Genomic DNA, 25,053 nt, shown 5'->3' with positions numbered 1-25,053 from the left:
ATATGGGTGCGTTGTTTATACGCGCCCTTTATAATTTAACAGTCTCATTGCATTTAGCGTCACTACAAAAACGCTTGCTTCATGTATAAACATTCCCGACGCTAAAAATACTTCTCCATAAATCACGCCTAACAACAATGCAAAGACGACAAATACCGAAAAATAAATATTTTGCTTCATATTTTTGATTGCAGCCTTGCTTAAATCTACAGCAAATGCAAGCTTATTAAGATTATCATCAGCCAATATTATATTTGATACGTCATTTGCCACATCTGTGCCGCTTAATCCCATTGATATGCCTATGTCTGCATAAGCTAACGATGGCGCATCATTTATTCCATCACCTACCATAGCTACAGAGCCTTCTGTTTTAAGCATTTTTAGCTTTTTTAACTTTTCATCTGGCAGAAGTTCTGCATAATATTCATCTGCTCCGAGTTCTTCTTTCACAAATCTTGCAGCATTTTCATTGTCACCTGTAAGTATCACATTTTTTTTAATTCCGGTCTTTTTAAGTCTTTTTACAGCCTCAACCGACGTACTCTTAATTTTATCAGAAATTGACAGTATTCCAATTACATTATCATTTTCTGCAACTATAATTGGTGTCCTTCCCTTTGATTGCTCATCTTCGATAAAATTTAAAACATCATCAACTTTTACACTGCTCTTCTCCATTAATTTTCGATTGCCTGCATAATAAACCTTGCCATTTATTGTGCCTTTTATTCCCTGACCTGCAATAACCTCAAATTTATCGACTTCATACGTCTCTTCATCACATGCATATGAAACAATTGCTTTTGCTATTGGATGTTCTGATTTTAATTCTAAGCTTTTTGCTATTTTAAGTAGTTCTTCGCTTTCAATTTCAAATGATTTTATATCTACAACAATAGGCTTTCCTTCTGTCAATGTCCCAGTCTTGTCAAAAGCCACAATATCTACCTTTCCAAGGCTTTCAAGGTATTCCCCTCCTTTTATTATTACGCCGTGCCTTGCGGCATTTCCTATAGCTGAAACTATTGATACAGGGGTAGATATAACTAATGCACCGGGACACGCAATCACGAGAAATGTCAGCGCCATCATCAGATCTCTCTTTATAACAAATGTTATGATTGATGCAATTATTATAGCGGGTGTATAATACTTTGAAAATCTTTCAATAAATTTTTGCGTCGGCGCTTTTTCTCCTTGCGCTTCTTCTACCAGATACAATATCTTTGAAAATGTCGTATCTTCACCAGCTTTTTCAGTCTCAACTTCTATATATCCATTTTCATTTATTGTGCCGCTATACACTAAGCTGCCAATTCCTACATCTACCGGCATCGACTCTCCCGTTATAGTCGCTTGGTTTATTGAAGCATCGCCTTTGATCACCTTGCCATCAACAGGTACTTTTTCACCTGTTTTCACAGCAACTACATCCCCTACCATAACATTTTCCGCTGGTACATCTACAATTTTCCCTTCTTTTATGACATGAGCTATCTTTGGCGACATATCAACTAAATATTTCAGTGCATCCCTTGTCTTTCTCAAAGTATACGATTCTAAAAATCCGCCAAAGGAAAACAAAAATGTTACTGCAGCAGCTTCCCAATATTCTCCTATTATTATCGCTCCTATAGCTGCAATTGAAACAAGCAAATTTATGCTTACTACTTTGAATTTTAATGACATGATGGCACTTTTTATGATTTTATATCCTGAAACTGCTGCTGATAATATCATTAAAATATCTGAAAATATTCTGTAATCAAGATACTTAAATAACCAGCTTAAAAGAATCAAAACCGCCGCAGTTGCTAATGACATTAATTTATCATCTTTGAAACCTATCATTTCGTACCTCCAAAAGGTTATTTGAAAAAATGTCGAGCAAATGCTCGACTGGTATTTTAATCTGACACGTTAAAGCCAAAACTATTAATGACACTTATGATTTTATCAAGGTCTATTACACCATCGTCAAACTTTACTTTTGCTACACCTGTAGTAAAGAGCACTTTAGCCTCTTTTACACCTTCTTGTGATGCTAAAGCCTGCTCAATTTTCTTGCTGCAGTCAGGGCAGCTAAGGCCTTCTATATTAAGTTTTACATCTTTAATCATATTTCCCATCTCCTAAACAATTTTATTTTCATGAATATGATAAAACATTTCAGTTTTTGCTTATGTGATATGGATCAATTTTCCTTAAATTTTTCTATATCTTTTAATAGTATTTCCTTATTTGAAAGAAATTTTATTATTCCATCATCTTCAAGTTCATGAAGCTTTCTGCTTATGGTTTCCCGCGTCGTTCCCAATAAATTTGCAATATCTTCTCTGCTTAAATAAAGTTTTAATTTGATGCCATCACTGCTTTTAATTCCTTCTTTATCTGCAAGCTTCAGTATCATAGATAAAAGGCGAGTTTTGACATCTTCTGTAGTTATGTCTTTTACCAGTGATTCAATGTTTTGAAGCCTTTCTAGCAAATAATTCATAATCTTTAAAGCAATCTCAGGATTTCTTGATATAATTCCCATAAAATCTTCTTTTGATAAAAGACACAATTTTACATCATCCATCGCTTCAGCGTAAAATGTGGCTTTCTGCTCTTTAAATATGCTATTTTCTCCAAACGTATCACCGTCTTTTAAAATATACAAAATCTGCTCTTTGCCGTCTAAATTTATTTTATAAACTTTAATTTTCCCTTTATGAATTATATATATATTATCAATTCTATCGCCTTCATTGATAATTATATTGCCTTTAGCATAAAATCCTTCTTTAGTCATGCCGGATATTGCCCTTAACTCTTCTTCATTCAGATCTTTAAAAATATGAACTACTTGAGCACAATATTTACATTCCATTCAAACACCTCCATCTTAAGTATAGTAAAATACATATTAAATTCTGTGATTAAAATCAATTTTTATTTTAAAAAAATCGCTCTTTATGTTTGAGAGCGACTTCTTCAGCTTATTCTTTTTTATATATGGCTCTTTCACCGCCAATCAATTTTGGTCGTGTCCTTGCTGCAACTATTGTTGCGTCACCAATCTTATTTCGCTTTAACCTTACAGGAACTGCAACAGGCCTTAAATGCATACCTATTAATACAAGGCCAATGTCAAGCCCAGCATGTGCTAAGCCTTTCAAATTCTCTACCATTACTGGCTTTTCAAATATGCCGTAAGCATATGTTTGTAGTGATCCTCCGGCGTGTACCTGCGGTATAACAGAAACTTCATCGAGATTATACTTTATCATTGCATCTTCTTCTACAAGAAGTGCCCTGTTTAAATGTTCGCACCCCTGCACTGCGAGATATAAGTTTCTTTTCTTTACAGATTCCATAATCGGATCAACAATTGCCTTCGCAACATCAAGGCTTCCTGATGTGCCCACTTTCTTGCCTATAACTTCGCTAGTACTTCCTCCTAATACAAAAAGTCCACCGCTTTTTACATTTGCAATATCTAATAACTCTTCAATAACTTCTTTAGTTTGCTTAGAAATCTCATTTAAATCCAATTTTAACACCTCACATTCACCTATTATTATACTACTTATTTATAAATTGTATTTTATTTATTGTATCACAGTCAAATCTCAATTCATATTATATTTAAGTAGATTATTGAGAGGAGGTAGAATAGTTGAAAAGGCTCATACCAAAAAAATATAATTTGACCTTAAATGGTATATCTGAAAGGACTCTAAGAGAACATTATAAACTTTACGAAGGATATGTAAGTAAGACAAACGAAATATGGAACAAACTAATCACATCTGATCGAGTTAAGGCAAACGCCACGTACAGCGAATACAGAGAATTAAAGCTTGAAGAAACATATGCACTAGATGGGGTTAAACTTCATGAACTTTACTTTGAAAACCTCGGCGGAGCAGGTGGTCCTGCAACTGGGATAATCGCCTCCATGATAACTTGTGATTTTGGTTCTTATGATAACTGGATTAATGACTTTAAAGCATGTGCTATATCTTCCAGAGGTTGGACAGCACTATGTTTTGATCCGATTGATTTAAGGCTCCACAACTACCTGCAAGACCTCCACAACCACGGCCTTGTAACCAGAACAATTCCTCTTCTCATTATTGACACTTATGAGCACGCATATTTCATAGATTACGGAACAGATAAAAAAGGTTATATTGATGCATTCATGAATAATGTGAAGTGGAGTGAAGTCAATAGAAGAGTAATTCAATGGATAGACATGAAAAAATTTTAACATGATTCATAGCTTTTGGAACCTGTTTTCACGAATTTTAAGGCAATATCATTCTAAAATTACTGCCACAATTTGTGGTTATCCATTTTTTCGTTTTTTCTAATGGTACGCACTCAGGTGGTGATGTACTATGAGAAATTTTTTAAATTTGAAAATTTGTAGTGTATCTTAATTCTATTATCTTTAAATATTTCTACAAAATCGATAAGATTTTCAATCATTTGCCTAGTTAAATCCTGCATGTCAATTATATTTTTTATCTTATCATATGCCTGTTGTATAAGTATTGCCTTTACATCATTTGAATTTAATTGTCCTTCAATTTTATTTAATTTTTCATGATAAATCTTCATCTCACTTTGAAGCTCATCAGAAAGCATTTTAAACTGTTCTTCGTTAATAAGACCTTTGATTTTATCGTAGTACATCTGTTTAAAAGTGTTTTGAAACTCTAAATATTTCTTTTTATATTCCTCATATTCTTTTTTCTGCTCAATATATTTTTCTTCAATCGAATCCTCAGCAATTTTCGTCAATTCATTAAAGTCCACAATCTCATTAGCTATGCTTTTAAGATCATCAAGAACAATCTGCTTTAGCTTTTCTTCAGGTATAGAATGCATTGTACAGGCTTTTGAGCCGTATTTTCTAAAAGCTCCGCATATAAGTTTCCAACATGGTGCCTTTCTATCTTTGTCATAAAAATATCCCATATACGATCCACAATCGCCACACTTTGCCTTGCCAGAAAAAAGATGAGTAACATGCCCCGGCCTGAACTTAAGCTTTGCTCTTTCTTGTATTATATCCTGTACCTGCCAAAAAATATTTTCATCTATTATAGGCTCATGCATATGTGTTTTTTTGATCCACTCTTCCTCAGGTACATCTTTAACTTTTTTTACTTTATACGATACTTTTTTTCTCTTGTGTTGCACAACTGTCCCAATATACACTTCATTTGTCAATATTCTGTGAACAGCGTTACTGTTCCACATTTTGATCTTTTGACTTGGATTCGCATAATTTCTTTTTGATTCTGCAGGTGTAGGATAGCCTTCATCAGTCAATATTTTAGCTATTTTTTGTTTACCAAATCCTTCTGTGTACAATGAGAATATCCTTTTTACAGCTTGAGTCGTAATATCGTTGGCCGGCACTAATCTGTTTTTGTTGTCTGGATCTTTTGTATATCCATAAGGCGCAAACGCACCAATATACAGTCCTTCCTTCATTTTACTATGGAGATTAAATCTGATTTTTTTCGATATGTCTTTAGCATACATATCATTAACAACATTTCTAAACGGTATGCTGTCATCTTCTCCTTTTAAAGTATCAACACCATCATTCAATGCAATATACCTTACACCATACTCAGGAAATACCTTCTCAAGATATCTTCCTGTCTCGATATAATCTCTTCCAAGACGGGAAAGATCCTTTGTGATAATACAGTTTATCAGTCCACATTCAACATCGTCAATCATTCTTTTAAAATCATCTCGTTCAAATGTAGTTCCGCTCACACCGTCATCAATATAAACACCGACTAAATTCCAATTATTTTCAAGAACATATCTGGTTAATTCCTTCTCCTGTGTTTTAATACTTTCACTGTAGCCTTTGCTTAAATCTTCTTTTGAAAGTCTGCAGTAAATAGCACAATTCCATGTTCTATTTAGCACATTTTTCTTTAACATCTGTAACCTCCTTCATGGATAACCACCACCATATATTATTAGGAATTTACAGCCTGCTTAATAATTTGTTTTAGTAAATCACTAAGTTTTTTGCCTTTATCATTAAATTCATGTTCTACAAGTATATTATCATTTGATTTCTCCACATTTTTCTTGCTTTTAGCCAATTATGTAACCCCCTTTGAAATTTATTTGCTATAATATATGAGCAAATAGTTTGTCCAATTGCAAAATAAAAAAAGCGTACTTCTCATACACCTTAGTTAATCAATTTTTTATTATTAGTTGACTATTAGAGAGTTCTTCTTTAAACACATTTTGTCTATTATATCACGTATTTTTAACTCTCCAATTATATATAATTCAAGAATAATAATTGCATAGTATTATTTATTTTATTAAGACATATTATTTATTATGAATGTTTAGACAGGGAGGGATATTTATTGCCACTAAGCAAATATTACAAGATAGCAATTCCCTTGCTAATATTAGTATTAATAAGCATCTGGGGAATATTATTTTTCAAATCGAGTAGGAGCTGAATAATTATTTTATTCAGCGTCCTCTCACACCACCGTACGTACCGTTCGGTATACGGCGGTTCATTAAGATTTAATGTACATTAGGTACCTTTTTGATAAACTCTTGTAACTTATGTCTTCGAAGTATTTATTTGTAGGAGTGATACTGAGTATTTGGCTATTGGATATTCTCCAGTAGCCTTTCCTCTTATTGGCGTATGCCCAGGCTTTTTGTTTTTCTAATCCTAATTTTATAGATTGTCATACTTTGTTTTTATCTTCTTCCATTTCTTCCATATACATGCCCTTAGTCTCCGCCTTATCCATTCGTCAAGGGTTTTCATTTTGCTTTTTGCGTCTGCTAACCCAAAGTAGTTAACCCATCCTGTCGTTATCTGATTCAGTCTATATATTCTGTATTACATGCTTATTCCCTTGTTTCGATTGGTTATTCCTTTTACTTTTTCCTTAAACCTTTTGATGGATTTTTAATGAATTCTTATTCTTACTTCGTTTTCTTTTGTATAAAATGAAAATCCTAAGAACTTTCTTTTCCATGGTCTATCTACAGCACTTTTTGCTTCATTGACTTTTAGTTTTAATTTGGTTTCTATATTAGTCTGTCTAGTACTGTAGGTATTCCTAGTAGTCTTGTTCCTCCATCTGGTTTTGGTATTTCTACTCTCAACACTGGTTGTGGTTTATATTTTCCTTCCAGTAATTGTTGCTTTATGGTCGGCCATTTTTCTTTGAGATACGGTAGAAGTTCATCTACTTCCATCCCATCGACTCCATGGCTTCCTTTATTTGCAACTACACGCTTGTATGCTTCTTTCATGTTTTCTCGGTCAAGTATCATTTCAAGCATATTACTGGTGTATCTTTGTACATTGTTTCTTCTTTCTTTTGACGCCGATGATATACTATGCACTTCCGCTCCCTCTTGAAATTCCATTTCTTGATGGAGCGGATAGTCTCTTTGTTGAGTTGTCTTAAGAACTGCATATCTTTCGAGTTCATAAGATTTCCAAAACCTCCTAATATTCGGTCCTTCCTTATCTATTCATGACTAGATAAGTACTATGACCTCTGCTGACTTCTCAAGGTTCAGCCATACATCACTGTATGGGTTGTCATTTCAGAGTTCACTTTAATGACTTGTCCTTGAGACCTCCCCGGGTAAGAACGATAACCTTCATCTCGTCTATCTTTAAGTTTACTGTATGGAGTTCGGGTAGTGTTGGACTTCGTTTTGTCATGCAAACTTGTCCGCTCCAATTCAGCCTCTTATCTGGTTCGTGTTCCTCAGACCGAGATTTTACCTACCGCTTCCTTCAGATTCCACCTCACAATGGACACCCTTGCGGTTCAGCTAGTGGTTCCCGTGACCTCGCCCACAAGCAGACTTTCACCGCCTAGTTATCGCCCATGCCTGGTGTACAAAAAGGGCGAAGCCTATCAATCATAAGCTGACCAAAGGCTTCGCCTCTTTGAGTTTCTTTATTTAGTTTTGATTTATGGTTCAATTTTATTTCATTTTTGTATATGATTTTCTATCTTATCTATAATTATAAGCCATTTCTTCTTATCAGTTTGTTCTATTTTTATATAACTATACCCTTAACTTGAAGTAATATTAAGTGTACTTTTTAAAGAATAAACCCTCTGCATTTGATAAATCCTTTACTAACTTTAAAAATTCAGATTTATCTCCATAGACAACAACTTGGAAATGACCACTAACACTAATAAGGCTTTTTTCTTTAGGAAAAACTATTTCAACAGAAGAAACATCTCTTTTTATAACATAGGAAATAATTTCATGCAATTTTTCTAAAGATTGTGTTCGCAAATTTTGATACTCTAGTCCTACAAAATTTAATCCTTCCTTTTCAATAGGAAACTCTGTCAAGTATATTTCTGCATCATAATAACAGATTACTTTCATTATAATTCGACAAATTTTATTACTATAATCATCTAAATAAAATTTTAGTAAATATTCTTCTAGTTCATCAAAATATTTACCATATGTCTTAGAAAACGGAGTTATAATATAATATTGATCTTTTGATTGAAGTTCTTCAATTAAGTTCAATATCTCTTTTTTCACTTTCCCACAACCCTTCCATTTTCATCTAAAGATGCAACTCTTTTGCCAGACTTGTCTTTTAATTTCCATTTGCTCCCTCTATGGCCAGCATAATCTCTATCTATCTCCCATCCACCTTTTTCTCTATATGCAGTTCTTCCTTTAACTTTCTCATTAAACTTCCCTAAATCTACTTCTCCATTTTTATCTTTTAATCTAGATGGTATTTTTGATTTCGCCTCTTTAATCTCTGTCCTTGTTTCAAACCAATCAACAACTTTGTTATACAACCAAGTACCTGCTGCTATTACTGTACCACCTATAATCACTACTCCAGCAGTAGTAATCACTACTTCTCCAACTCCTGGAATCCACCATGTTCCTGCAATAAGAGCTCCTGTAGCACTTTGTACACCTACACTTCTCATTGCACTATTATTCTTTATAGTATCGTCTTTTAATTCAGTTTTATCAACTACTACTGCAGTATCAAGAAGTTTAACAAACTGTTCTTGTGTATAATAAACATCATTAATATATACACCATCATCTGTAATAACAATATCACATTTATTAATATTTATATTTTTAGAACTTGATTCATTTTCACTTGCAAATGCTGAAATGCCTATATTAGATACCATCAGTATCATAAGTATAAAACTAATAATTTTTCTTGTCAATTTTTTCATAATTCACTCACCCCTTAAACTTTTCCTTAGGTAATTTTATCAAATATATAAACAAGCTTGTTTACAGTAATTATTATACCTCCACATTCCAAACTTGTAAATAATTTTATTGTGAATATTTGCTAACATAAATTGACAGATTATTGTTTTTCAAACAAAAACAGCCAAAGCGACTCTACATCACCTCAATTGTCATATTCAAAATCTATTCAATTACAACCACAATAACAATTGAAAACCAAGCCCCCTTTGTATAATTGGTATTGTATTAAACAGTGAAAGAAATCACTATTTAACTTGCATATTTTACAATTAACCATATCAGATAAAATCTAATTCTTTTCTAAACATCAAACACATTTTGGCTTCATATCTCAGTCTATTTACCAGCTTTTTAGCTGGTTCCTCGTGTCACATGCAAGGTTGTTTGCTTACATGGGAAGGAATGGGTGCTTTAAGTCCAATTAATCTTTTAAGGGGGCATTTAAAATTTTTCGTGACATAAGTAATAAAATATTTTCTCTTTAAAGATTGGCTTGAAATGTATATCCTGCCCTCTATAAGAATAATCTGAAAAAAACAAATCACAGTATGCACTCAGGTGGTAATGTATTATGAAAATTTTTAAAACTTATTTTATCTATCATATCATGTATTTTTGACTCTCCAATTATATATAATTCAAGATTAATAATTGCATAGTATTATTTATTTTATTAAGACATATTATTTATTATGAATGTTTAGACAGGGAGGGATATTTATTGCCACTAAGCAAATATTACAAGATAGCAATTCCCTTGCTAATATTAGTATTAATAAGCATCTGGGGAATATTATTTTTCAATAAAACATTATCTACAGTAGCAGATAACAAGGAGGAAATAAAGCCTTTTTTAGATGTGTTCTTTGAATCCCGCGGCAATGTACTTCTAAGTGGAAACATTAAAGATATAGAGAAATACTACGATACAGCAAATACATACGGAAAATGGGCATTAGAACATGAGATGAGGCGAATTAATTATGTAAAAGGTTGGTCAGAAAAAAGAAATCTAAAGTTTACTGAAGCTCAATCAATATACAGAATTAAAAGCATAAAAGTAGGTGAACAATCTATATGGCTGTATTTGGTAGAAACGATGAAAATGGGATATGAATATAATGTAAAGCCTAACATAATTAACTACATGGGACTAGGTATCCGCCATTCAATACAACTGGTAAAAGTTGATGGCAAATGGGTCATTCGCCGCGATTGGTATTACGATCCTCTAGATGAAGATTCCGCATTCATAGATATCAGCCCAGCCGACGGTATCGCCCCGGAGATATCGCCTGCAAATTCAACTCCGGCAGGTGACAGCCAAAATAAGAAAAAAGGAAATTACGATCGCGAAGGTGCTGTAAGATACGCTGATACATATGCCGGTGCTGCTTGGGGCAGTGGAAACAATTATGAATACAATAAAAAGTACAGAGATTACAATGGTGTCGGCGGTGACTGCACAAATTTTGCTTCACAAGTGCTGCATGAGGGCGGCGGACTTAAAATGGATTACGTGTGGAATTTCAACGGTCGTGATTCAAGCACTGCATGGGCCCAAGCTCCCGCATTATTCAACTATCTTATATACAATGGGAAAGGAAGGCTTATCGCACAAGGCACATACACTAATATGGTAAAGCCATCTGATACACACCCAGCCGGTGCGATACGAGAACTGCAAAAAGGCGATCTCATCTGTTATGAGGAAAAAGGAGAAATTGTCCATTTTGGAGTCGTAACAGGCTTTGATTCTTATGGAATTCCTGTTGTAAACACTCATACATCAGATAGGTATCATGTTCCATTTGATTTAGGTTGGGACAAAAAAGTAATATATAGATTCATCCATATAAATGACTAAAGAGAGGAATAATCCTCTCTTATGTTTTTAGACTATGTCTGATCAAGACTTGTAAGTACATCATCAAAAACATCTATTCTGCACTTTTGATTTCTTACATCCCAATGGCTGCATATCTCACAGCTTCTTGATAAAGATTCTTCAGTAGACATTGTAGCTTTCTTGTTTAAAGAATCATCAAATGTAAAATCAGGACACATTTCACCTACAGCTTTTAATTGTTCCCTATTAGCCATTTAAATCACCACCTGTGCTTCTTCTTATTTCACTTTCAATGTCTTCCGGCGTCATTCCCGTAGCATCGATTATTGGTGATTTTGTATGAGTATTCTCATATCCCAACATATCTTTATGCTGTCCTGTAATTACTACCGCATCATAATCGTCTACCCTAATACCACTTAAGTTACTATTTTGCTCAAGATTGATTACATCATACCCTTTATTAGACAAATATCTTTTAACATTAGAAAGCTGACTCTCAACTGCTATCTTCTTCCCCATAAAAAACACCTCCTATAGCGAATACATAATTAGTATTAGTTTAATAAACCTTTTTATTCGCATAGGATAACTATCAATAGCGAAATTAATATTAGAAAGGCTGATGCCGTAAGCAATACGCTTCCCCACTCAGTCATATATATAAAATCATTTCTTCTTTCAGGCAGTTCTTGATTTCGAAGTATCTTTTTAATAGTACGCCTATCGTTAAACCAATACGAAATATATAAAAAGCCGCCAACAAGCCCAACAATACATCCAACTATGAAAAAATAATTGCTGTAATTAACATACGACGTATGTATTCCATTTACAATGATATTAATAATAAGAGTTATTATAGATAAAATTACGCCAAGTATAAACCCTTTCAAAATAACACTCCTTATTATCTTATGTATATATTTTAGCAAAAACATCTTAAAATATCTATGTATGACCTGTTTACCAGGTCATATCAAATAATACCTTATAATCCTATCAGCATATTCAGCTCTTTTCTCCCATGAATTTTCCCTTGCAATATCGACAAGTCTTTTTCTCTTTTGGTCATCATAATTTTCCAAAGCTTCTTTTATCATATTAGCAAATTCAGCTTTTCCATTTGCAGTATATATGCCTTCACATCTTAGTATAGACGGTAAATTTGAAGAAACAACTGGTTTACCAGCACTTAAGTATTCATACATTTTTATAGGATCGGCACCTTCCGTCATAGATGTGACTTTAAAAGGAATTATGCATATATCAAAAAACTGCAAGTATTCTGGAAGCATACTGTATTTTTTCTCCCCCAAATAAAAAATATTATCTCTTTTGGGCAGCTTCTTCATATTTAAATTTGGACCGATATAAACAAAATTGTATTCAGGACATGCTAAGCTAGCATAATCCACAATATCCCAATCGATCCATGTTGCCAATGCACCAATATAGCCTACAATCGGTTTTCCTTCCGGTAAATCAGGCGGTCTCTTTGAAAAAATTCTCTCCGCTTTATTAAAATGTTTAAAATCTGCACCATTTGGCAGTAAAAATGTCTTGTTGTTAACTCTTTTATTTATATTATAAAGTTTTCTAGATGAAGCAAATATTATGTTAGCAGCTTTCTGCACCTCTTCAAAATTAAACCTCCATTCTGAAAATTCGTCTGAGGGATAATCTATAGAGTCAAATATTACATATTTTTTCTTAAACATCTTTACATAGCTGTAATTGGGAGGATATGAAATCCATAATATAGGAATTTCTCTCAATTTTATGCTACCAATGCCAACACCGTTCACTAAATATAAATTTTCTTTTAATTCCGTTATCCCTCTCTTATAATTAGCATCATACGTTTTATTTAAGTAGTATACCGTATAATTTTTAGTAGCCATACGGCTCAATATCTGCTGCGGTCTTTGAAAAAGCCAGCTAAAATTAATCGTAGGCGGATATACAATTGTCGCCATCTTAAATCCCCCTATGCAACTTAATTTCTTCTTTATATATCATTGTATTCAAAAAAAATTATTTCGCTCATTTTGTCAAAACTATACCTTTTGCTTCATTTTATGTAGCAAAAATTGCAGTTCTGATGATTGTTAATTTATTTACAAAGGAGGATTTTCAAATTAAATGTAGAATATTAATAATTGGCTATTTTATGAAGGAGGTGTTAATGGAGTAAATGCACATAAAAAAGAAAGATGAATACATAAATATCATGGTTGTACCAAACTCAAAAAGCGACATAAGAAGTATTAAAATAAAAAAATCTACTTTTAAAGCTGCTATTATCGCAGCAATGATATTTTTATTGGGGATATTTTCTTCCGCTTTTTATTTTGCCGGTAAATATACATATCTTTATGCAACCATAAAAGAGAAAGATAACATAATATCTGAGAAAAATAAGACGATTTCTTTAAAAGACCAAAAAATCGCTGAAATGAAAGATTTAAATGAGGCTCAAGATAAAAAAATAGCTATGTTGAATGATAACGCAAAAAAAATAAACGATAAGATGAAAAGCCTTGATGATTTGGAACAAAAAGTCAGAAGGATGGTTGGGCTCAGCAGTCATGAGACTAGCCGTGGTGGTATAAGCCGTGATTCAAGAAGTTTAACGCTTGATGAAAAAACAACAAATGAACTTTCAAATGAAATAGATAATAAGACGTATGAATATAAAACGCTAATAGATGATATCAACAAAAGGCTTGATTATCTTGATTCTCTGCCATCTGCTTATCCCGTCACAGGACCCATAACATCACCATTTGGAAGCCGTACTTCGCCGTATGGCGAAAGTTCTGAATTTCACCCCGGTATAGACATAGCTGTTGGTTATGGTACGCCAGTCAAAGCAGCAGGAAAGGGAGTTGTAACGTACGCAGGATGGCTTTCAGGATACGGGAATGTGGTCATGATCAATCACGGTTATGGAATCACTTCTGTTTACGGACATAATTCACAATTGCTTGTAAAAGTCGGACAAACTGTAAACAGAGGCGATATCATAGCAAAATCGGGTAGCACTGGTCGCAGCACAGGACCACATGTACATTTTGAAATACGGCTAAACGGTAATGCGGTGGATCCGTTGAAATATTTAGGCAAGTAAAGTATACACCAGTCCGATTCACTCATAAGGAGGTGTTGAAGTGTTTCAGAAAAAAGATGTAAATATATTAGATATAAATCCTGATAAAATTGATACAATAATAGGAAAGAATACTACAATAGAAGGCAATATAAAGTCACAAGGGACAATGAGAATTGACGGCAATGTAACCGGTAAAATTGAAGTACAAGGCAGTATGATCATTGGTGATAACTCAAAGATTGAAGCCGATATAAAAGCAGATAATATATCCATTTCTGGAGAAATAACAGGAAATCTCACAGTAAAAAATCAGGTTCAGATTACATCAAATGGAAAAGTATACGGCGATATTGAGGTGCAAAACCTTATTATAGATGAAGGCGCAATTTTTGAAGGAAAGTGCAAAATGAATAAAAAGGTCAATAATAGTGCTGACAATCAATTAAAGAAAAAAGATAATAAATAAGGAGTAAATATGCTCCTTATTTATTTATAAGTCTATATAGTATAGCTGTTGCTTCAGCACGAGTTGCGTAATTCTTGGGCATAAAGTGATATGTATCGTAACCAGATATTATTCCGCGGTTAGATAATGCTATAATATCATTTTTAGCAAAGCTATTTTCTATATCTACAAATTTGCTGTCTGCATATGGTTCATATCCATATGCTTTTGCTATTATAGCAGCAATTTCTTCTCTTGATATTTTATTATTAGGTCTAAAACTACCGTCACTATATCCATTGACTATGCCAAGCTTCTTAGCCGTAGCTATTGCATCTTTTGCAAAGCTCTGCTGCGTATCCCAAAATCCCTCGCCAGGCTCTTCTTTTATACCTTTGACCCTTAATAGTAATGTTATAAACTCTGCTCTAGTTATATAATTATTTGGCCTATATGTACCATCACTATATCCTGAGACATATTTAAGCCTTGCCATATCGTTTATGTCATTTCTTGCCCAGCTTGCAAATATATCTCCGAAATAGTCCACCGTATTGCCCTCTATAACTTCCCAAAAGTCTTGATTCTCATAGCCTAATTTCCAAAAAGATATATCGTCAATTCCAATCGATGAAAGATAATCAAGCTTCAATTTAAAACTGTAGGAGTTTTCAAACCATACGGTATGTTTTATACCGTTTTTATAGTATATATAATACGGTTCTTTAGATGTATTGTCCCACATAGCATTTCCACCGTAAGTATTTATAAGGCTTTTAACTTCATCCTCCGTTACAGATGTAGTACCACTCAAAGACCAGTCGTAACCATAAGCCGGAAGTCCCATTACAATTTTATCTTTATCTATTGTAGAAGTGGCATACTGTGCAACATTCTGCAGCCATTGAAACGAACAAATAGGGCCGCTATTTCCACCAGACCAGTGCTGATCGTACGCCATAATTATAACCTTGTCCACAATTGAAGATATAGCCTTATAATCAAAACCACCTGCCCAAAGACTATTAGGACTATCAGCAGTCATCGCCGGTATCGCAACGGTCAGCAACAAATTATCGCTGGTTAATTTTGATTTTAGGTCTGATAAAAATTGATTATAATTTTGTCTATCAACATACCCAACATTCTCAAAATCGATGTTTACTCCTTTATAACCGTCCTTAATCGCAGCATTCTCAATATTATCAATTAAATTATTTCTTGCAGTTTCATTACTTAAAACTGCGTGTATCAAACTATTGTCAAAAGTACCTCCTCTTATATTATGAATTAGCAAAAGAGGAACTACATTATTTTTTATAGCTTCATCTTTTACTGCATCATCTTCTTCACCATTTAGATTTCCATTTTCATCTATTCCGTAGGTAAACGTTATTACATAGTTGATATGTGATTCATTGTTGACAAACGAATTATAAGAGCTATTATCGCCTGAATAATCATGTGTTGCATAAGCATATACTACTCTTGCTGATGCATCCGTTTTAGTGAAATTGAATATAAATAAAGAAAGTATTAAAAAAGCTGCCACCAACATAAAAATAGCCTTTTTTATATGCATGCCAATATCCCCCTTGTACCATTTTCAATCTATATGATAACATTGGCAAACATATCGCTTCAATAATATAAATTTTCCTTATAAGGAAGAAAGGCCCAGCGGGCCTCTCTTTAACCTTGAAACATGCTTCTTGTATTATTGATGTCTTGTGGGTTTGCATTGCTTACGGGATACCAACCTTTTTGTTTCATTATATTGAATATTTCATAGTGTATATCCTGTTCTTCGTTCAATATATTTTTTATGCTGGAAAAAACATTTTGATTTGCACTTTCTATACACGCACTGTTATACGACTGTAAAAGAAATATTTCTGATCTTAAGCAATCTGCTGCTATATCTTTTTCAGTTAATGTTTGAGCAGGTCCTGCTGTTGGATTATTTGCAGCATATGCAGTGCCTTTACTGTTTGCGCTGCTTAAATTCTGCCTTGTTGTATTATCAATTGTCTGACTTATGCTACCTGTAGGTGCATAATCATTAGGCATTCCTGTTACATTTATGCTGCTTGTTGCTGCAGCATTTGATGATGCATTTCTTAAATTCGAATTTGTATACGAATCTATCTGTTTGCTTATGCTGCCACCAGACATGTCCGGCATAGCCGCAGAATTCATAGCAGCAGTATTAATATTCGTATTTTTTCTACCCATTCTTATCTCTCCTATCTCAATAAATTTAATAAAGAGTTATAATGATTTTGGTGTATACCTATATTTTTTTGAAATAAATTTTTAAGCTGCGGATCTGTTACTTGATTTACAGCAGTTTGATATTTTTTTATTATTAATTGCTCTGAAGCAAGTTCATCTGAAATATATCCAAGCTCTTTTTGAGTTAATGCCATTTTTTTACCTCCTCTTTTTATATATTTACAGCTTTATTATTTGTAATAGAATCATTTTAATTCAAAAAAAAAGCGCACAAAGCACCTTTAAACAATTGGTATATATTCGCTGTTTTCTTCATTATGGATATCCTTCAAAATATCATTAAGTGTTGAAATACCGCTTTTCATCTTGTCAGCTTCACATGATGCATAACTTAACCTGATATGTGAATCATCAACTTTATTTGAAAAAAACATATTTCCAGGAACGATTGAAACATTTCTTTCTATGCACTTTAAATACAACTTCTTCGCAGAAATATCGTCATTCAACTTAAGCCAGAAATAAAATCCTCCATCTGGAATATTAACTTCAAAATACTTATTGCCTGATAAAAGATATTTCATTTCGTCAAACCGCTCTCTCATGATCTTTTTAAATCTCTCGATATGTTTTTTCCATATGCCTTCTCTCAAATAAATCTCAAACGCCCTTTGCATCAAGCCAGATGTTGACAAATCTGAAACATATTTTGCCTCTGCAAAAGAATTTACAAGATTTTTAGGTGATACTATGAAACCTAATCTAAGCCCCGGCATATATATCTTTGAAAAACTCTTGATGTATATTACCCTATCGTATTTATCATACGACTTTAACGGCAAATGTTTGTTACTGCTGAAATTCAATTCATTTGAAAAATCGTCCTCTACTATATAAGTGTCGTATTTATATGCAAGATCAATCAACTTTTTCAATTTATCTTCACTATATGAAATTCCTGTAGGATTTTGAAATACCGGCATTGTATAGATTAATTTTGGTTTAAAAATTTTAAGCTTTTCTTCTAATTCATCAATGTCAATTCCGTCTTTATTAAGCGCTATATCGACAATTTCCGCACCTCTTGATTTAAATGATGCTATTGCCCATGAATATGTTGGCGATTCAACAAATACACAGTCACCAAAATTTATTAAAGCTTTTGAAACCACGTCAATTCCCTGCTGTCCACCTGATATAACTTGAACGTCTTCATAGTCAATATCTATCTCGTCTTTCTTTATAAATTCACAAATAGATTTTCTAAACGGCATATACCCTTTTGTATCTTGATATTCAAATGCATATCCTCCATCTCTTTCTAAAACCTTGTTTATAATTATTTTAAAATCATCAACTGGAAACAATTCAGGGTTTGGAGAAGAAGATGAAAAATTTATCATATTTTTGTTTAAAAGTATCTGCCCATGTTCTAACGCTTTAATATCTTCTCTAGTTAAGTCATTTTGTTTTATGTCTTGAGAAACATATGTTCCACTCCCAACCTTTTTGTTTACATAACCGTTTAATTCAAGCAACTTATATGCATTAATAACAGTTATGTTATTGACACCAAGCTCTTTTGCCAATGAACGTATAGTCGGCAGTTTATAGCCTTGTGGTATGCTGCCATTTTCTATATATTTTTTAAATTGATTAAAAATCTGTATATAAAGTGGCGTATTTTTATTTTTGTCTATCGTAAAATTCACCATTTTAAACACCTCTTGATTTGTTTCGATACAATCTAATAATAACATAAGGTATGAAAATTTTGAACAAACTAATACGTAAAAGAAATTAATTTTTTAGAAGGTGATAAAATGTTTTTGCTTTTAAAAGGCGGTGAAGTCTATTCACCCAAATACATTGGGAAAATGGATATATTGACGTGCAATGAAAAAATTATTAAAATCGAAAAAAATATCAATCTTAAAGATTTGCCTGATATTTCATCAATAGACGTCAGCGGATATATCATTGTACCCGGTTTTATTGATCAACATGTTCATATTGCAGGCGGCGGCGGTGAAGGAGGTCCTGCCACAAGGACTCCGGAAATCAATTTGACTGATCTCACAAAAGCAGGCATTACCACAGTTGTGGGACTTTTAGGCGCTGATGGCATAACAAGAAGCATGTCGGAACTATTAGCTAAATCGAGAGCCCTTGAAGAAGAAGGCCTTACTACGTATATCTATACAGGTGCATATGAACTTCCAACACGAACTCTTACAAATAGCGTACGGTCTGACATAGCGATAATAGATAAAGTACTAGGCACCGGTGAAATTGCTATATCTGACCATAGATCTGCTCAACCGACGGTAGAAGATCTCACAAAACTTGCTGCAGAAGCCAGAATTGGAGGTTTGCTTGGAAATAAGCCCGGAATCGTACATCTACACGTAGGCGATGGCATAAGAGGTTTGACTCCTGTCATAGATATAGTCAAAAATACTGAAATACCAATTACTCAATTTATCCCGACTCATGTAAATAGAAACAGCCACCTTTTTTCACAAGCACTTGAATTTTTGAAAATGGGTGGTCGAATTGACTTGACATCTGATATAAAGCCTGACGAAAATTCTAAAACTGCCTTGACGCCTGCAAATGCCATAAAAAAAATTATTGAAAATAACATATCCATTGACAATGTAACCATGAGCTCTGACGGCAATGGAAGTATACCTGTATTTGATGAAAATAAAAAACTAGTCAAAGTCATGGTTGGCAGTACGTTGACATTGTATAGAGATCTAAAAGAAATCATAACACAAGGAATACTTCCCCTTGAATCTGCAATCAAGATAATAACTGAAAATGTAGCAAAAGTGCTTTTGTTATATCCAAAAAAAGGGTGCATAAAAGAAAATTCTGATGCCGATTTTGTCATCTTGGACAAGAATTTAAATATTTCTTCAGTGATAGCAAAAGGTCAGTTTATGATTAAATTTAATGAGATCGTAAAAAGAGGAATGTTTGAATAAAAGGACATCTTGCAAGAAATGTCCTTTTACCTTATATATGTATAAAATTAATAATTCCTTTTTAAAGCATCATTAGCTATATCTATCATCAAATCTTTTTGTTCACAATCTGGCATAATATCTAGAAACTTAATTGCCTTTTTGACATATTTTAATGCAAGATCTTTAGCAAAGTCTATACCACCGCTCAATTTCACCTCTTTGACTACACGGTTTACATCTTTTTTGCTTAACTTATCCTTCAACAAAATGTCCTCAATAGCTTTTTTATGACTAGTACTAAGAGCATAAATCATCGGCAAAGTATAAATACCATTTAATACATCGCTTCCTAGTGGCTTTCCTACAATTTTTTCTACTCCTTCATAATCGAGTATATCATCAGCTATCTGAAATGCCATACCAACATTAAGACCAAAGCGCCTCATGGCCCTTGTCAATTCTTTTGACAATCCTGCTTGAGTAGCACCTGATTCACAGCTTATCGCAAAAAGCAAAGCGGTCTTTCTGTAAATTCTCTTTAAATATCTTAATACGCTTATATCTAAGTTATATCTATTGTCAAATTGTTCTATCTCGCCTTCGCATATAGCCTTTACTCCTCTTGCAATCAATTTTAAATTTTCCTTAGAAATGATATCTGCTATGACATTAAAAGCTTGGCTGAATAAAAAATCACCTGTAAATACTGCTGTTTCTTTCCCATATTTGCTTTGAACTGACTCACGGCCTCGCCTCATCTTTGAATCATCAATTATATCATCGTGGACTAATGTGGCCATGTGCATTATTTCAATAGATGCAGCAATTGGAATAATTTTATCTTCGTTGTATTCACCGAGCCTTGCAATCGCAATAACCAGAAGTGGTCTTACTCTCTTTCCACCGGACAATACTAAATCTTCTACAGCTTTTTTTATTGTCGGCGAGTTTGTCTTAATATTTGATAAAAGAAAATCATCTATTTTCTTCATATCATCTTTTACAAAGGCATATTTATCAAACAAAATTAACACCTACCACCTAGAATTATATTCTATGTTTTTTATATATTTTCTAAAAAAATTAGCCACAAGTCCCGTAAAAATACCCATTATTATTCCTGCCATCACCAAAACAGGTAAATATGAGAATATCAAAAAATTATTAATAACAATAGATGCGACAAATAATTGCCCTACATTATGGGCAACCGAGCCAAAAACGCTCACACCAACCAGACTGAAATACCTGCTGTACCTTTTATAAACGATATACATTATGCATGCACTTAAAATGCCTCCAGATACGCTAAACAAAAATGCTGTTATATTTCCAACAAGCAATTGCGCCAGTAACGTTCTCAAAACAACCACAATGAGAGATTCTTTGAAACCAAACATCAATATTGTTACTAAAGTAACTATATTAGCAAGTCCAATCTTTATCCCTGGAACAGGGATTGGAACAGGAATAAAACTCTCGATAATGTTTAATACTAGTGCTTGTGATACTAACATTGAAATATAAACAATTTTTTTAGCAGACAGTTTGACGCCCTCCAATCCAATAAAACACATCATAATTATTATATTTGTTTTTTTATTTTTAATCAACAGATACCAATTATTATGAAAAATTTTTATTTGTTAAACAATTATGTTATAATCATAGATGGTATATATAAATTTTATCATAGGAGGTTCTCATATGGGCGCTAAGATCATAGTGTTAGGCGGAGGATTCGGCGGAGCTACTGCCGCACAAAAGCTTGATAAATATTTACTTAACGATGATATCGATATAACTCTCATAGAAAAAAATGATAGTCAAACATATCTTACAGAGCTGCACGAAGTAGCAGGAAATAGAATAAAGCCTGAAGGCGTCAAGGTTTCATTAAAAGAAGCGTTAGAATTTACACGTGTAAAGATTGTACAAGATGAGATAAACAAAGTTGACATAGAAAATAAAAAAATCTATTCTAAAACAGCAGAATATGATTATGACTATCTCGTAATAGCTTGCGGCAGCGAACCAGCTTATTTCGGCATTCCTGGTATGAAAGAGCATGCTTTCACTCTCTGGTCTTTAAAAGATGCTGAAATTATAAACAAACATATTCGCGACATGTTTAAAAAAGCGCAGTACGAAAACAATAGAGAAAAAAGAGCAAAAATGCTTACATTCATAGTTGGCGGCGGTGGATTTACCGGAGTGGAAATGATGGGCGAACTTATGGAATGGGTTAATAGACTATGCAAAGAATATAAAATTTCAAGAGACGAAGTTAAATTAACTCTGGTAGAAGCATTGCCTAAGATCCTGCCAACAGTAAGCAGAGAACACTTAGTTCAAAAAGTAGTAAATTTCTTTAATAAAAACGGTGTAGAAGTTAAGACAAATTCTATGATTACAAGCGTTACACCCGATGGTATAACACTAAAATCCGGAGAAGAAATTCCTACAAAGACGCTGATTTGGACAGGCGGCATTCAAGGAAACAGCTTCGTTGCAAATATCGGCCTTACTACTGACAAAAAAGGAAGAATTGTCGTAAATAAATACATGGAATCATCTAATCCATATATATACGCTATTGGTGATAGCGCTTCTTATGTAGGAGAAGACGGAAAACCTATGCCAGCACTGGTGGAATCAGCACTTCAATCGGCTGATGCTGCTGCATATAACATTTGCGCTTCAATTAAGGGCTTGCCAAAAAAAGAACTAAAGCTGAATTTACATGGAAATATGGTATCTGTAGGAAGGAAATTCGCTATTGCTGAACTATCCGGTATTGGTGGATTGTCAGGATATCCAGCTACATTTATGAAACACATCGTAAATATGCATTACCTTTTCGGCTTAAGCGGTCTTGGCATGTGTGCTCAATATATAAGAGATCAATTTATAGATGTACCTGATAAAGGCAAATTAAGCATAATTGAAAACCATGTAGCTGTTACTACAAACATGTTCTGGCTATCCCTTATGAGAGTTTTCTTAGGCTTAATGTGGATAATCAGTGGGATACAGCACATACAAGAAGGATGGTTGTCATCAGTTAAATTATCCGCTGGTGCATCAGCAGCTCCAATGCAAAATGTACCGGCATGGTATGGTTGGTTTATGGAAAAATTCATATTCCCCCACGCTATATTCTTCCAATCAGTAATAACTTTGTCTGAAATAGGCATTGGTCTTTTGCTTGTTGCTGGCCTATTTACGTTTATTGCTGCACTTGGAACCATATTCCTCCATATTAATTTCTACTTATCAGGTATGGCAACATTCAACAATTGGTGGTACGTCATAACTGCGATAGCAATAATGGGTGGTGCTGGTAGAGCATTTGGCCTTGACTACTATGTAATGCCTTGGCTTTCAAAAGTCTTAAAACACTGGGTTAGAAGAAAAAAATTAAAACTTAATGTATTTTAACACTTAATAGATAAAGGCTATTGGAATTCTCCTATAGCCTTTTTGCTATAAAAAATTTATAGTATCTTTATGGTGAACCTACTCCATCCTATAGAGGATGAAGCTTCCTACTTCATAGACCGTTGCCTACTGTTATTCACAGCAGGTCTTACACAATCTCCATAGGCGTAATTTCGGGAGGAACCTTCCCTACAAAAATATTACTCTTAGGCTGTTATGCCTAATTGTCTTTACTTTTTACTCCTGATAATATTATAGCATATAATGTTATGGAAAACAATAGAAATTCATCTCCCACCTATAGAGGATGGGAGACTTCTTTCAAGCCTTCGTTAAATTCCACAAAGAAAGTTTGCGATAAACAATAAATATTAATAGATTTAGTATTGCTGCACCAAGAAATAAATACTTTGTGTTTATAATACTTGCAATCCAGCCAGATCCAAACATAGATAATGGTACTCCGATCATAAACATTGCCCCTGTAATTCCACTAATACGTCCAATAAGATGTGATGGAGTTGTTTCTTGGCGATAAGTATATATGCATATGCTAAAAATCGAATTAAATATGCCTTCTAAAAACAAAGAAAGTGCTATGAAAAAAAATATTACTTGCAAAAAACATAATTAAGTAAGCAAAGCTAATTAAAAATATGGTTATCCCTATTAATTTGCCAAACATTAGCTTTTTAGAAATATAATCTGTAGATAGACTTCCTATTAAGCCACCTAGTCCAGCAATTGAAAATACCAATCCAAGTTGAAAACTATTAAGATGAAATGAGTCTTCTGCAAAAAAGATTACCATTGAATCAAACAAACCACTAGTAGCATTAGTGAAAACAACTATTAATGTTATCAACCAAAGCGAATGATTTCTCCTAAGCTCAATCCACCCTTCCTTAATATCTTCCAAAATTGACTGATTTTCTTTTTTTGCTTCTACTTGCTGTTTTTTATTATTTAAAAAAAAGAATACAATAAATCCTCCCAACAAAGCAAACATAGTAATTAGCAATCCATCTTCAAGGTTAGACAGAGCTAAAATAAAGCCTGAAATCGCAGGTCCGATGATTCCTATAAATGTTGAGATAAAAGAAAACTTTGAATTAGCTGAAGTAAGCAGATTATAAGGAATAACATCTTTAACTATACTTGTCATAGCATTATCATAACAGTAAAATAATGCCATAAAGAAAAAACCTATTATATAAAAGAGCAAAATATATTTATGTCCACTTTTTATTGAAATATATAGTATATTTAATAATATTATTTGTATGAATAGCACATATATTAAAAATCTTTTTCTATCTATTCTATCAACCAACACACCTATAAATACTGCTAATAAAAGATTAGGTAGAAATTCAACTGCCTTCATAGTTCCCATAACAATCGATGATTTAGTTAATTCATAAATCAATAATGGTAATACTAATTCATAAACTTTACTGCCAAAACTGATTAATAAATCTCCTAACAATAGAATTAAAAAATTTTTTTGTCTCCATAATAGTTTTGTCTCATGCGATCGTATATCTAACAAATTTTCTTTTATTTCATCATTATTCAATATATCACCACCTTAATAAACTATATTAAATTAACTCATTAAGCTAGAGAATTATTGCTTAATGAGTTAATTTTTAACATAAAATATAGATGAAGTCAA

At 33.2% G+C, this 25,053-nt stretch carries 26 protein-coding genes and 1 pseudogene; 6 read left to right on the top strand and 21 right to left on the bottom strand.

Annotated elements, in window-relative coordinates; all coding sequences use genetic code 11:
• Positions 1 to 15: 15 nt before the first annotated feature.
• The 4 genes from TTHE_RS05410 to TTHE_RS05395 form a co-directional block, all read right to left on the bottom strand.
• Positions 16 to 1,854: a heavy metal translocating P-type ATPase gene (locus TTHE_RS05410; protein WP_013297581.1), complete on the bottom strand. Its 1,839-nt coding sequence runs from the start codon at positions 1,852 to 1,854 to the stop codon at positions 16 to 18.
• Between the two features lie 56 nt (positions 1,855 to 1,910).
• A complete protein-coding gene (locus tag TTHE_RS05405) occupies positions 1,911 to 2,123 on the bottom strand; it encodes a heavy-metal-associated domain-containing protein (RefSeq protein ID WP_013297580.1) in 213 nt (70 codons plus the stop codon).
• Positions 2,124 to 2,197: 74 nt separating this feature from the next.
• Entirely contained in the window at positions 2,198 to 2,875 is a 678-nt protein-coding gene (locus TTHE_RS05400; protein ID WP_013297579.1) for a Crp/Fnr family transcriptional regulator, read from the bottom strand.
• A gap of 109 nt (positions 2,876 to 2,984) precedes the next feature.
• The gene (locus TTHE_RS05395; RefSeq protein ID WP_013297578.1) at positions 2,985 to 3,539 is read right to left on the bottom strand and encodes a TIGR01440 family protein; all 555 of its coding nucleotides are present in this window, start codon (positions 3,537 to 3,539) and stop codon (positions 2,985 to 2,987) included.
• 125 nt (positions 3,540 to 3,664) lie between these two features.
• On the opposite strand from TTHE_RS05395, the gene TTHE_RS05390 reads away from it, so the two are divergent.
• The gene (locus TTHE_RS05390; RefSeq protein WP_013297577.1) at positions 3,665 to 4,261 is read left to right on the top strand and encodes a superoxide dismutase; all 597 of its coding nucleotides are present in this window, start codon (positions 3,665 to 3,667) and stop codon (positions 4,259 to 4,261) included.
• Between the two features lie 128 nt (positions 4,262 to 4,389).
• Here TTHE_RS05390 and TTHE_RS05385 read toward each other — a convergent pair whose 3' ends face one another.
• The 5 genes and pseudogenes from TTHE_RS05385 to TTHE_RS05370 all read right to left on the bottom strand — a co-directional run bounded on the left by TTHE_RS05385 (position 4,390) and on the right by TTHE_RS05370 (position 9,272).
• On the bottom strand, positions 4,390 to 5,964 hold the full coding sequence (locus TTHE_RS05385) for a recombinase family protein (protein WP_013297576.1): 1,575 nt from the start codon (positions 5,962 to 5,964) through the stop codon (positions 4,390 to 4,392).
• A 38-nt stretch (positions 5,965 to 6,002) separates the two neighbouring features.
• The gene (locus tag TTHE_RS14820) at positions 6,003 to 6,131 is read right to left on the bottom strand and encodes a hypothetical protein (protein WP_013297575.1); all 129 of its coding nucleotides are present in this window, start codon (positions 6,129 to 6,131) and stop codon (positions 6,003 to 6,005) included.
• A gap of 441 nt (positions 6,132 to 6,572) precedes the next feature.
• A pseudogene (locus tag TTHE_RS14175) lies at positions 6,573 to 7,508 on the bottom strand (group II intron maturase-specific domain-containing protein).
• A gap of 616 nt (positions 7,509 to 8,124) precedes the next feature.
• Positions 8,125 to 8,601, bottom strand: coding sequence for a hypothetical protein (locus TTHE_RS05375; RefSeq protein ID WP_013297574.1), 477 nt, complete (start codon positions 8,599 to 8,601; stop codon positions 8,125 to 8,127).
• Positions 8,598 to 9,272 carry a hypothetical protein gene (locus TTHE_RS05370; RefSeq protein WP_013297573.1) on the bottom strand — a complete coding sequence of 225 codons (675 nt, stop codon included), beginning with the start codon at positions 9,270 to 9,272 and terminating at the stop codon, positions 8,598 to 8,600. Before TTHE_RS05370 ends, TTHE_RS05375 begins: the two co-directional genes overlap by 4 nt.
• Before the next feature lie 788 nt (positions 9,273 to 10,060).
• Between TTHE_RS05370 and TTHE_RS05365 the strand changes: the two genes are divergently transcribed.
• On the top strand, positions 10,061 to 11,182 hold the full coding sequence (locus tag TTHE_RS05365; protein WP_423250149.1) for an amidase domain-containing protein: 1,122 nt from the start codon (positions 10,061 to 10,063) through the stop codon (positions 11,180 to 11,182).
• Positions 11,183 to 11,214: 32 nt separating this feature from the next.
• Here the strand turns inward: TTHE_RS05365 and TTHE_RS05360 are convergent, their stop codons facing one another.
• The 4 genes from TTHE_RS05360 to TTHE_RS05345 all read right to left on the bottom strand — a co-directional run bounded on the left by TTHE_RS05360 (position 11,215) and on the right by TTHE_RS05345 (position 13,143).
• Positions 11,215 to 11,418, bottom strand: coding sequence for a hypothetical protein (locus TTHE_RS05360; RefSeq protein WP_013297571.1), 204 nt, complete (start codon positions 11,416 to 11,418; stop codon positions 11,215 to 11,217).
• Positions 11,411 to 11,686 (bottom strand): YkuS family protein, encoded by a 276-nt coding sequence (locus tag TTHE_RS05355; protein ID WP_013297570.1) that lies wholly within the window; start codon positions 11,684 to 11,686, stop codon positions 11,411 to 11,413. Before TTHE_RS05355 ends, TTHE_RS05360 begins: the two co-directional genes overlap by 8 nt.
• 53 nt (positions 11,687 to 11,739) lie before the next feature.
• Positions 11,740 to 12,060 (bottom strand): hypothetical protein, encoded by a 321-nt coding sequence (locus tag TTHE_RS05350; RefSeq protein ID WP_013297569.1) that lies wholly within the window; start codon positions 12,058 to 12,060, stop codon positions 11,740 to 11,742.
• Positions 12,061 to 12,138: 78 nt separating this feature from the next.
• Positions 12,139 to 13,143, bottom strand: a complete 1,005-nt coding sequence (locus tag TTHE_RS05345) for a glycosyltransferase (protein ID WP_013297568.1) — start codon at positions 13,141 to 13,143, stop codon at positions 12,139 to 12,141.
• A gap of 218 nt (positions 13,144 to 13,361) precedes the next feature.
• Here TTHE_RS05345 and TTHE_RS05340 point away from each other — a divergent pair, with 218 nt between their 5' ends.
• Both TTHE_RS05340 and TTHE_RS05335 read left to right on the top strand, forming a co-directional pair.
• Positions 13,362 to 14,297 carry a M23 family metallopeptidase gene (locus tag TTHE_RS05340; protein ID WP_013297567.1) on the top strand — a complete coding sequence of 312 codons (936 nt, stop codon included), beginning with the start codon at positions 13,362 to 13,364 and terminating at the stop codon, positions 14,295 to 14,297.
• Positions 14,298 to 14,337: 40 nt separating this feature from the next.
• Positions 14,338 to 14,745 (top strand): bactofilin family protein, encoded by a 408-nt coding sequence (locus tag TTHE_RS05335; protein ID WP_013297566.1) that lies wholly within the window; start codon positions 14,338 to 14,340, stop codon positions 14,743 to 14,745.
• A 16-nt stretch (positions 14,746 to 14,761) separates the two neighbouring features.
• On the opposite strand, the gene TTHE_RS05330 is transcribed toward TTHE_RS05335, so the two are convergent.
• The 4 genes from TTHE_RS05330 to pdxR all read right to left on the bottom strand — a co-directional run bounded on the left by TTHE_RS05330 (position 14,762) and on the right by pdxR (position 18,674).
• Positions 14,762 to 16,306: an S-layer homology domain-containing protein gene (locus TTHE_RS05330; protein ID WP_013297565.1), complete on the bottom strand. Its 1,545-nt coding sequence runs from the start codon at positions 16,304 to 16,306 to the stop codon at positions 14,762 to 14,764.
• A 110-nt stretch (positions 16,307 to 16,416) separates the two neighbouring features.
• Positions 16,417 to 16,959: a spore coat protein gene (locus TTHE_RS05325; protein WP_013297564.1), complete on the bottom strand. Its 543-nt coding sequence runs from the start codon at positions 16,957 to 16,959 to the stop codon at positions 16,417 to 16,419.
• A gap of 11 nt (positions 16,960 to 16,970) precedes the next feature.
• On the bottom strand, positions 16,971 to 17,153 hold the full coding sequence (locus TTHE_RS05320; protein WP_013297563.1) for a spore coat protein: 183 nt from the start codon (positions 17,151 to 17,153) through the stop codon (positions 16,971 to 16,973).
• 87 nt (positions 17,154 to 17,240) lie between these two features.
• A complete protein-coding gene (gene pdxR / locus TTHE_RS05315; protein ID WP_013297562.1) occupies positions 17,241 to 18,674 on the bottom strand; it encodes a MocR-like pyridoxine biosynthesis transcription factor PdxR in 1,434 nt (477 codons plus the stop codon).
• 108 nt (positions 18,675 to 18,782) lie between these two features.
• On the opposite strand from pdxR, the gene iadA reads away from it, so the two are divergent.
• Positions 18,783 to 19,952 carry a beta-aspartyl-peptidase gene (iadA, locus tag TTHE_RS05310; protein ID WP_013297561.1) on the top strand — a complete coding sequence of 390 codons (1,170 nt, stop codon included), beginning with the start codon at positions 18,783 to 18,785 and terminating at the stop codon, positions 19,950 to 19,952.
• A 47-nt stretch (positions 19,953 to 19,999) separates the two neighbouring features.
• On the opposite strand, the gene TTHE_RS05305 is transcribed toward iadA, so the two are convergent.
• On the bottom strand, positions 20,000 to 20,968 hold the full coding sequence (locus TTHE_RS05305; protein ID WP_231292727.1) for a polyprenyl synthetase family protein: 969 nt from the start codon (positions 20,966 to 20,968) through the stop codon (positions 20,000 to 20,002).
• Positions 20,969 to 21,514 (bottom strand): Gx transporter family protein, encoded by a 546-nt coding sequence (locus TTHE_RS05300; protein WP_013297559.1) that lies wholly within the window; start codon positions 21,512 to 21,514, stop codon positions 20,969 to 20,971.
• Positions 21,515 to 21,641: 127 nt separating this feature from the next.
• Here TTHE_RS05300 and TTHE_RS05295 point away from each other — a divergent pair, with 127 nt between their 5' ends.
• On the top strand, positions 21,642 to 23,375 hold the full coding sequence (locus TTHE_RS05295; protein ID WP_013297558.1) for an FAD-dependent oxidoreductase: 1,734 nt from the start codon (positions 21,642 to 21,644) through the stop codon (positions 23,373 to 23,375).
• A 321-nt stretch (positions 23,376 to 23,696) separates the two neighbouring features.
• Here the strand turns inward: TTHE_RS05295 and TTHE_RS14170 are convergent, their stop codons facing one another.
• Both TTHE_RS14170 and TTHE_RS05290 read right to left on the bottom strand, forming a co-directional pair.
• Entirely contained in the window at positions 23,697 to 23,846 is a 150-nt protein-coding gene (locus TTHE_RS14170) for a hypothetical protein (RefSeq protein WP_155812169.1), read from the bottom strand.
• A gap of 94 nt (positions 23,847 to 23,940) precedes the next feature.
• Positions 23,941 to 24,954, bottom strand: coding sequence for an MFS transporter (locus TTHE_RS05290; RefSeq protein WP_041587435.1), 1,014 nt, complete (start codon positions 24,952 to 24,954; stop codon positions 23,941 to 23,943).
• Positions 24,955 to 25,053: the final 99 nt, after the last annotated feature.

It is taken from the genome of Thermoanaerobacterium thermosaccharolyticum DSM 571, assembly GCF_000145615.1.
GTDB classification, from domain to species: domain Bacteria; phylum Bacillota; class Thermoanaerobacteria; order Thermoanaerobacterales; family Thermoanaerobacteraceae; genus Thermoanaerobacterium; species Thermoanaerobacterium thermosaccharolyticum.
The sequence above is the reverse complement of the archived record's forward strand: the minus strand, read 5'-3'. Positions and strand labels throughout refer to the sequence as shown.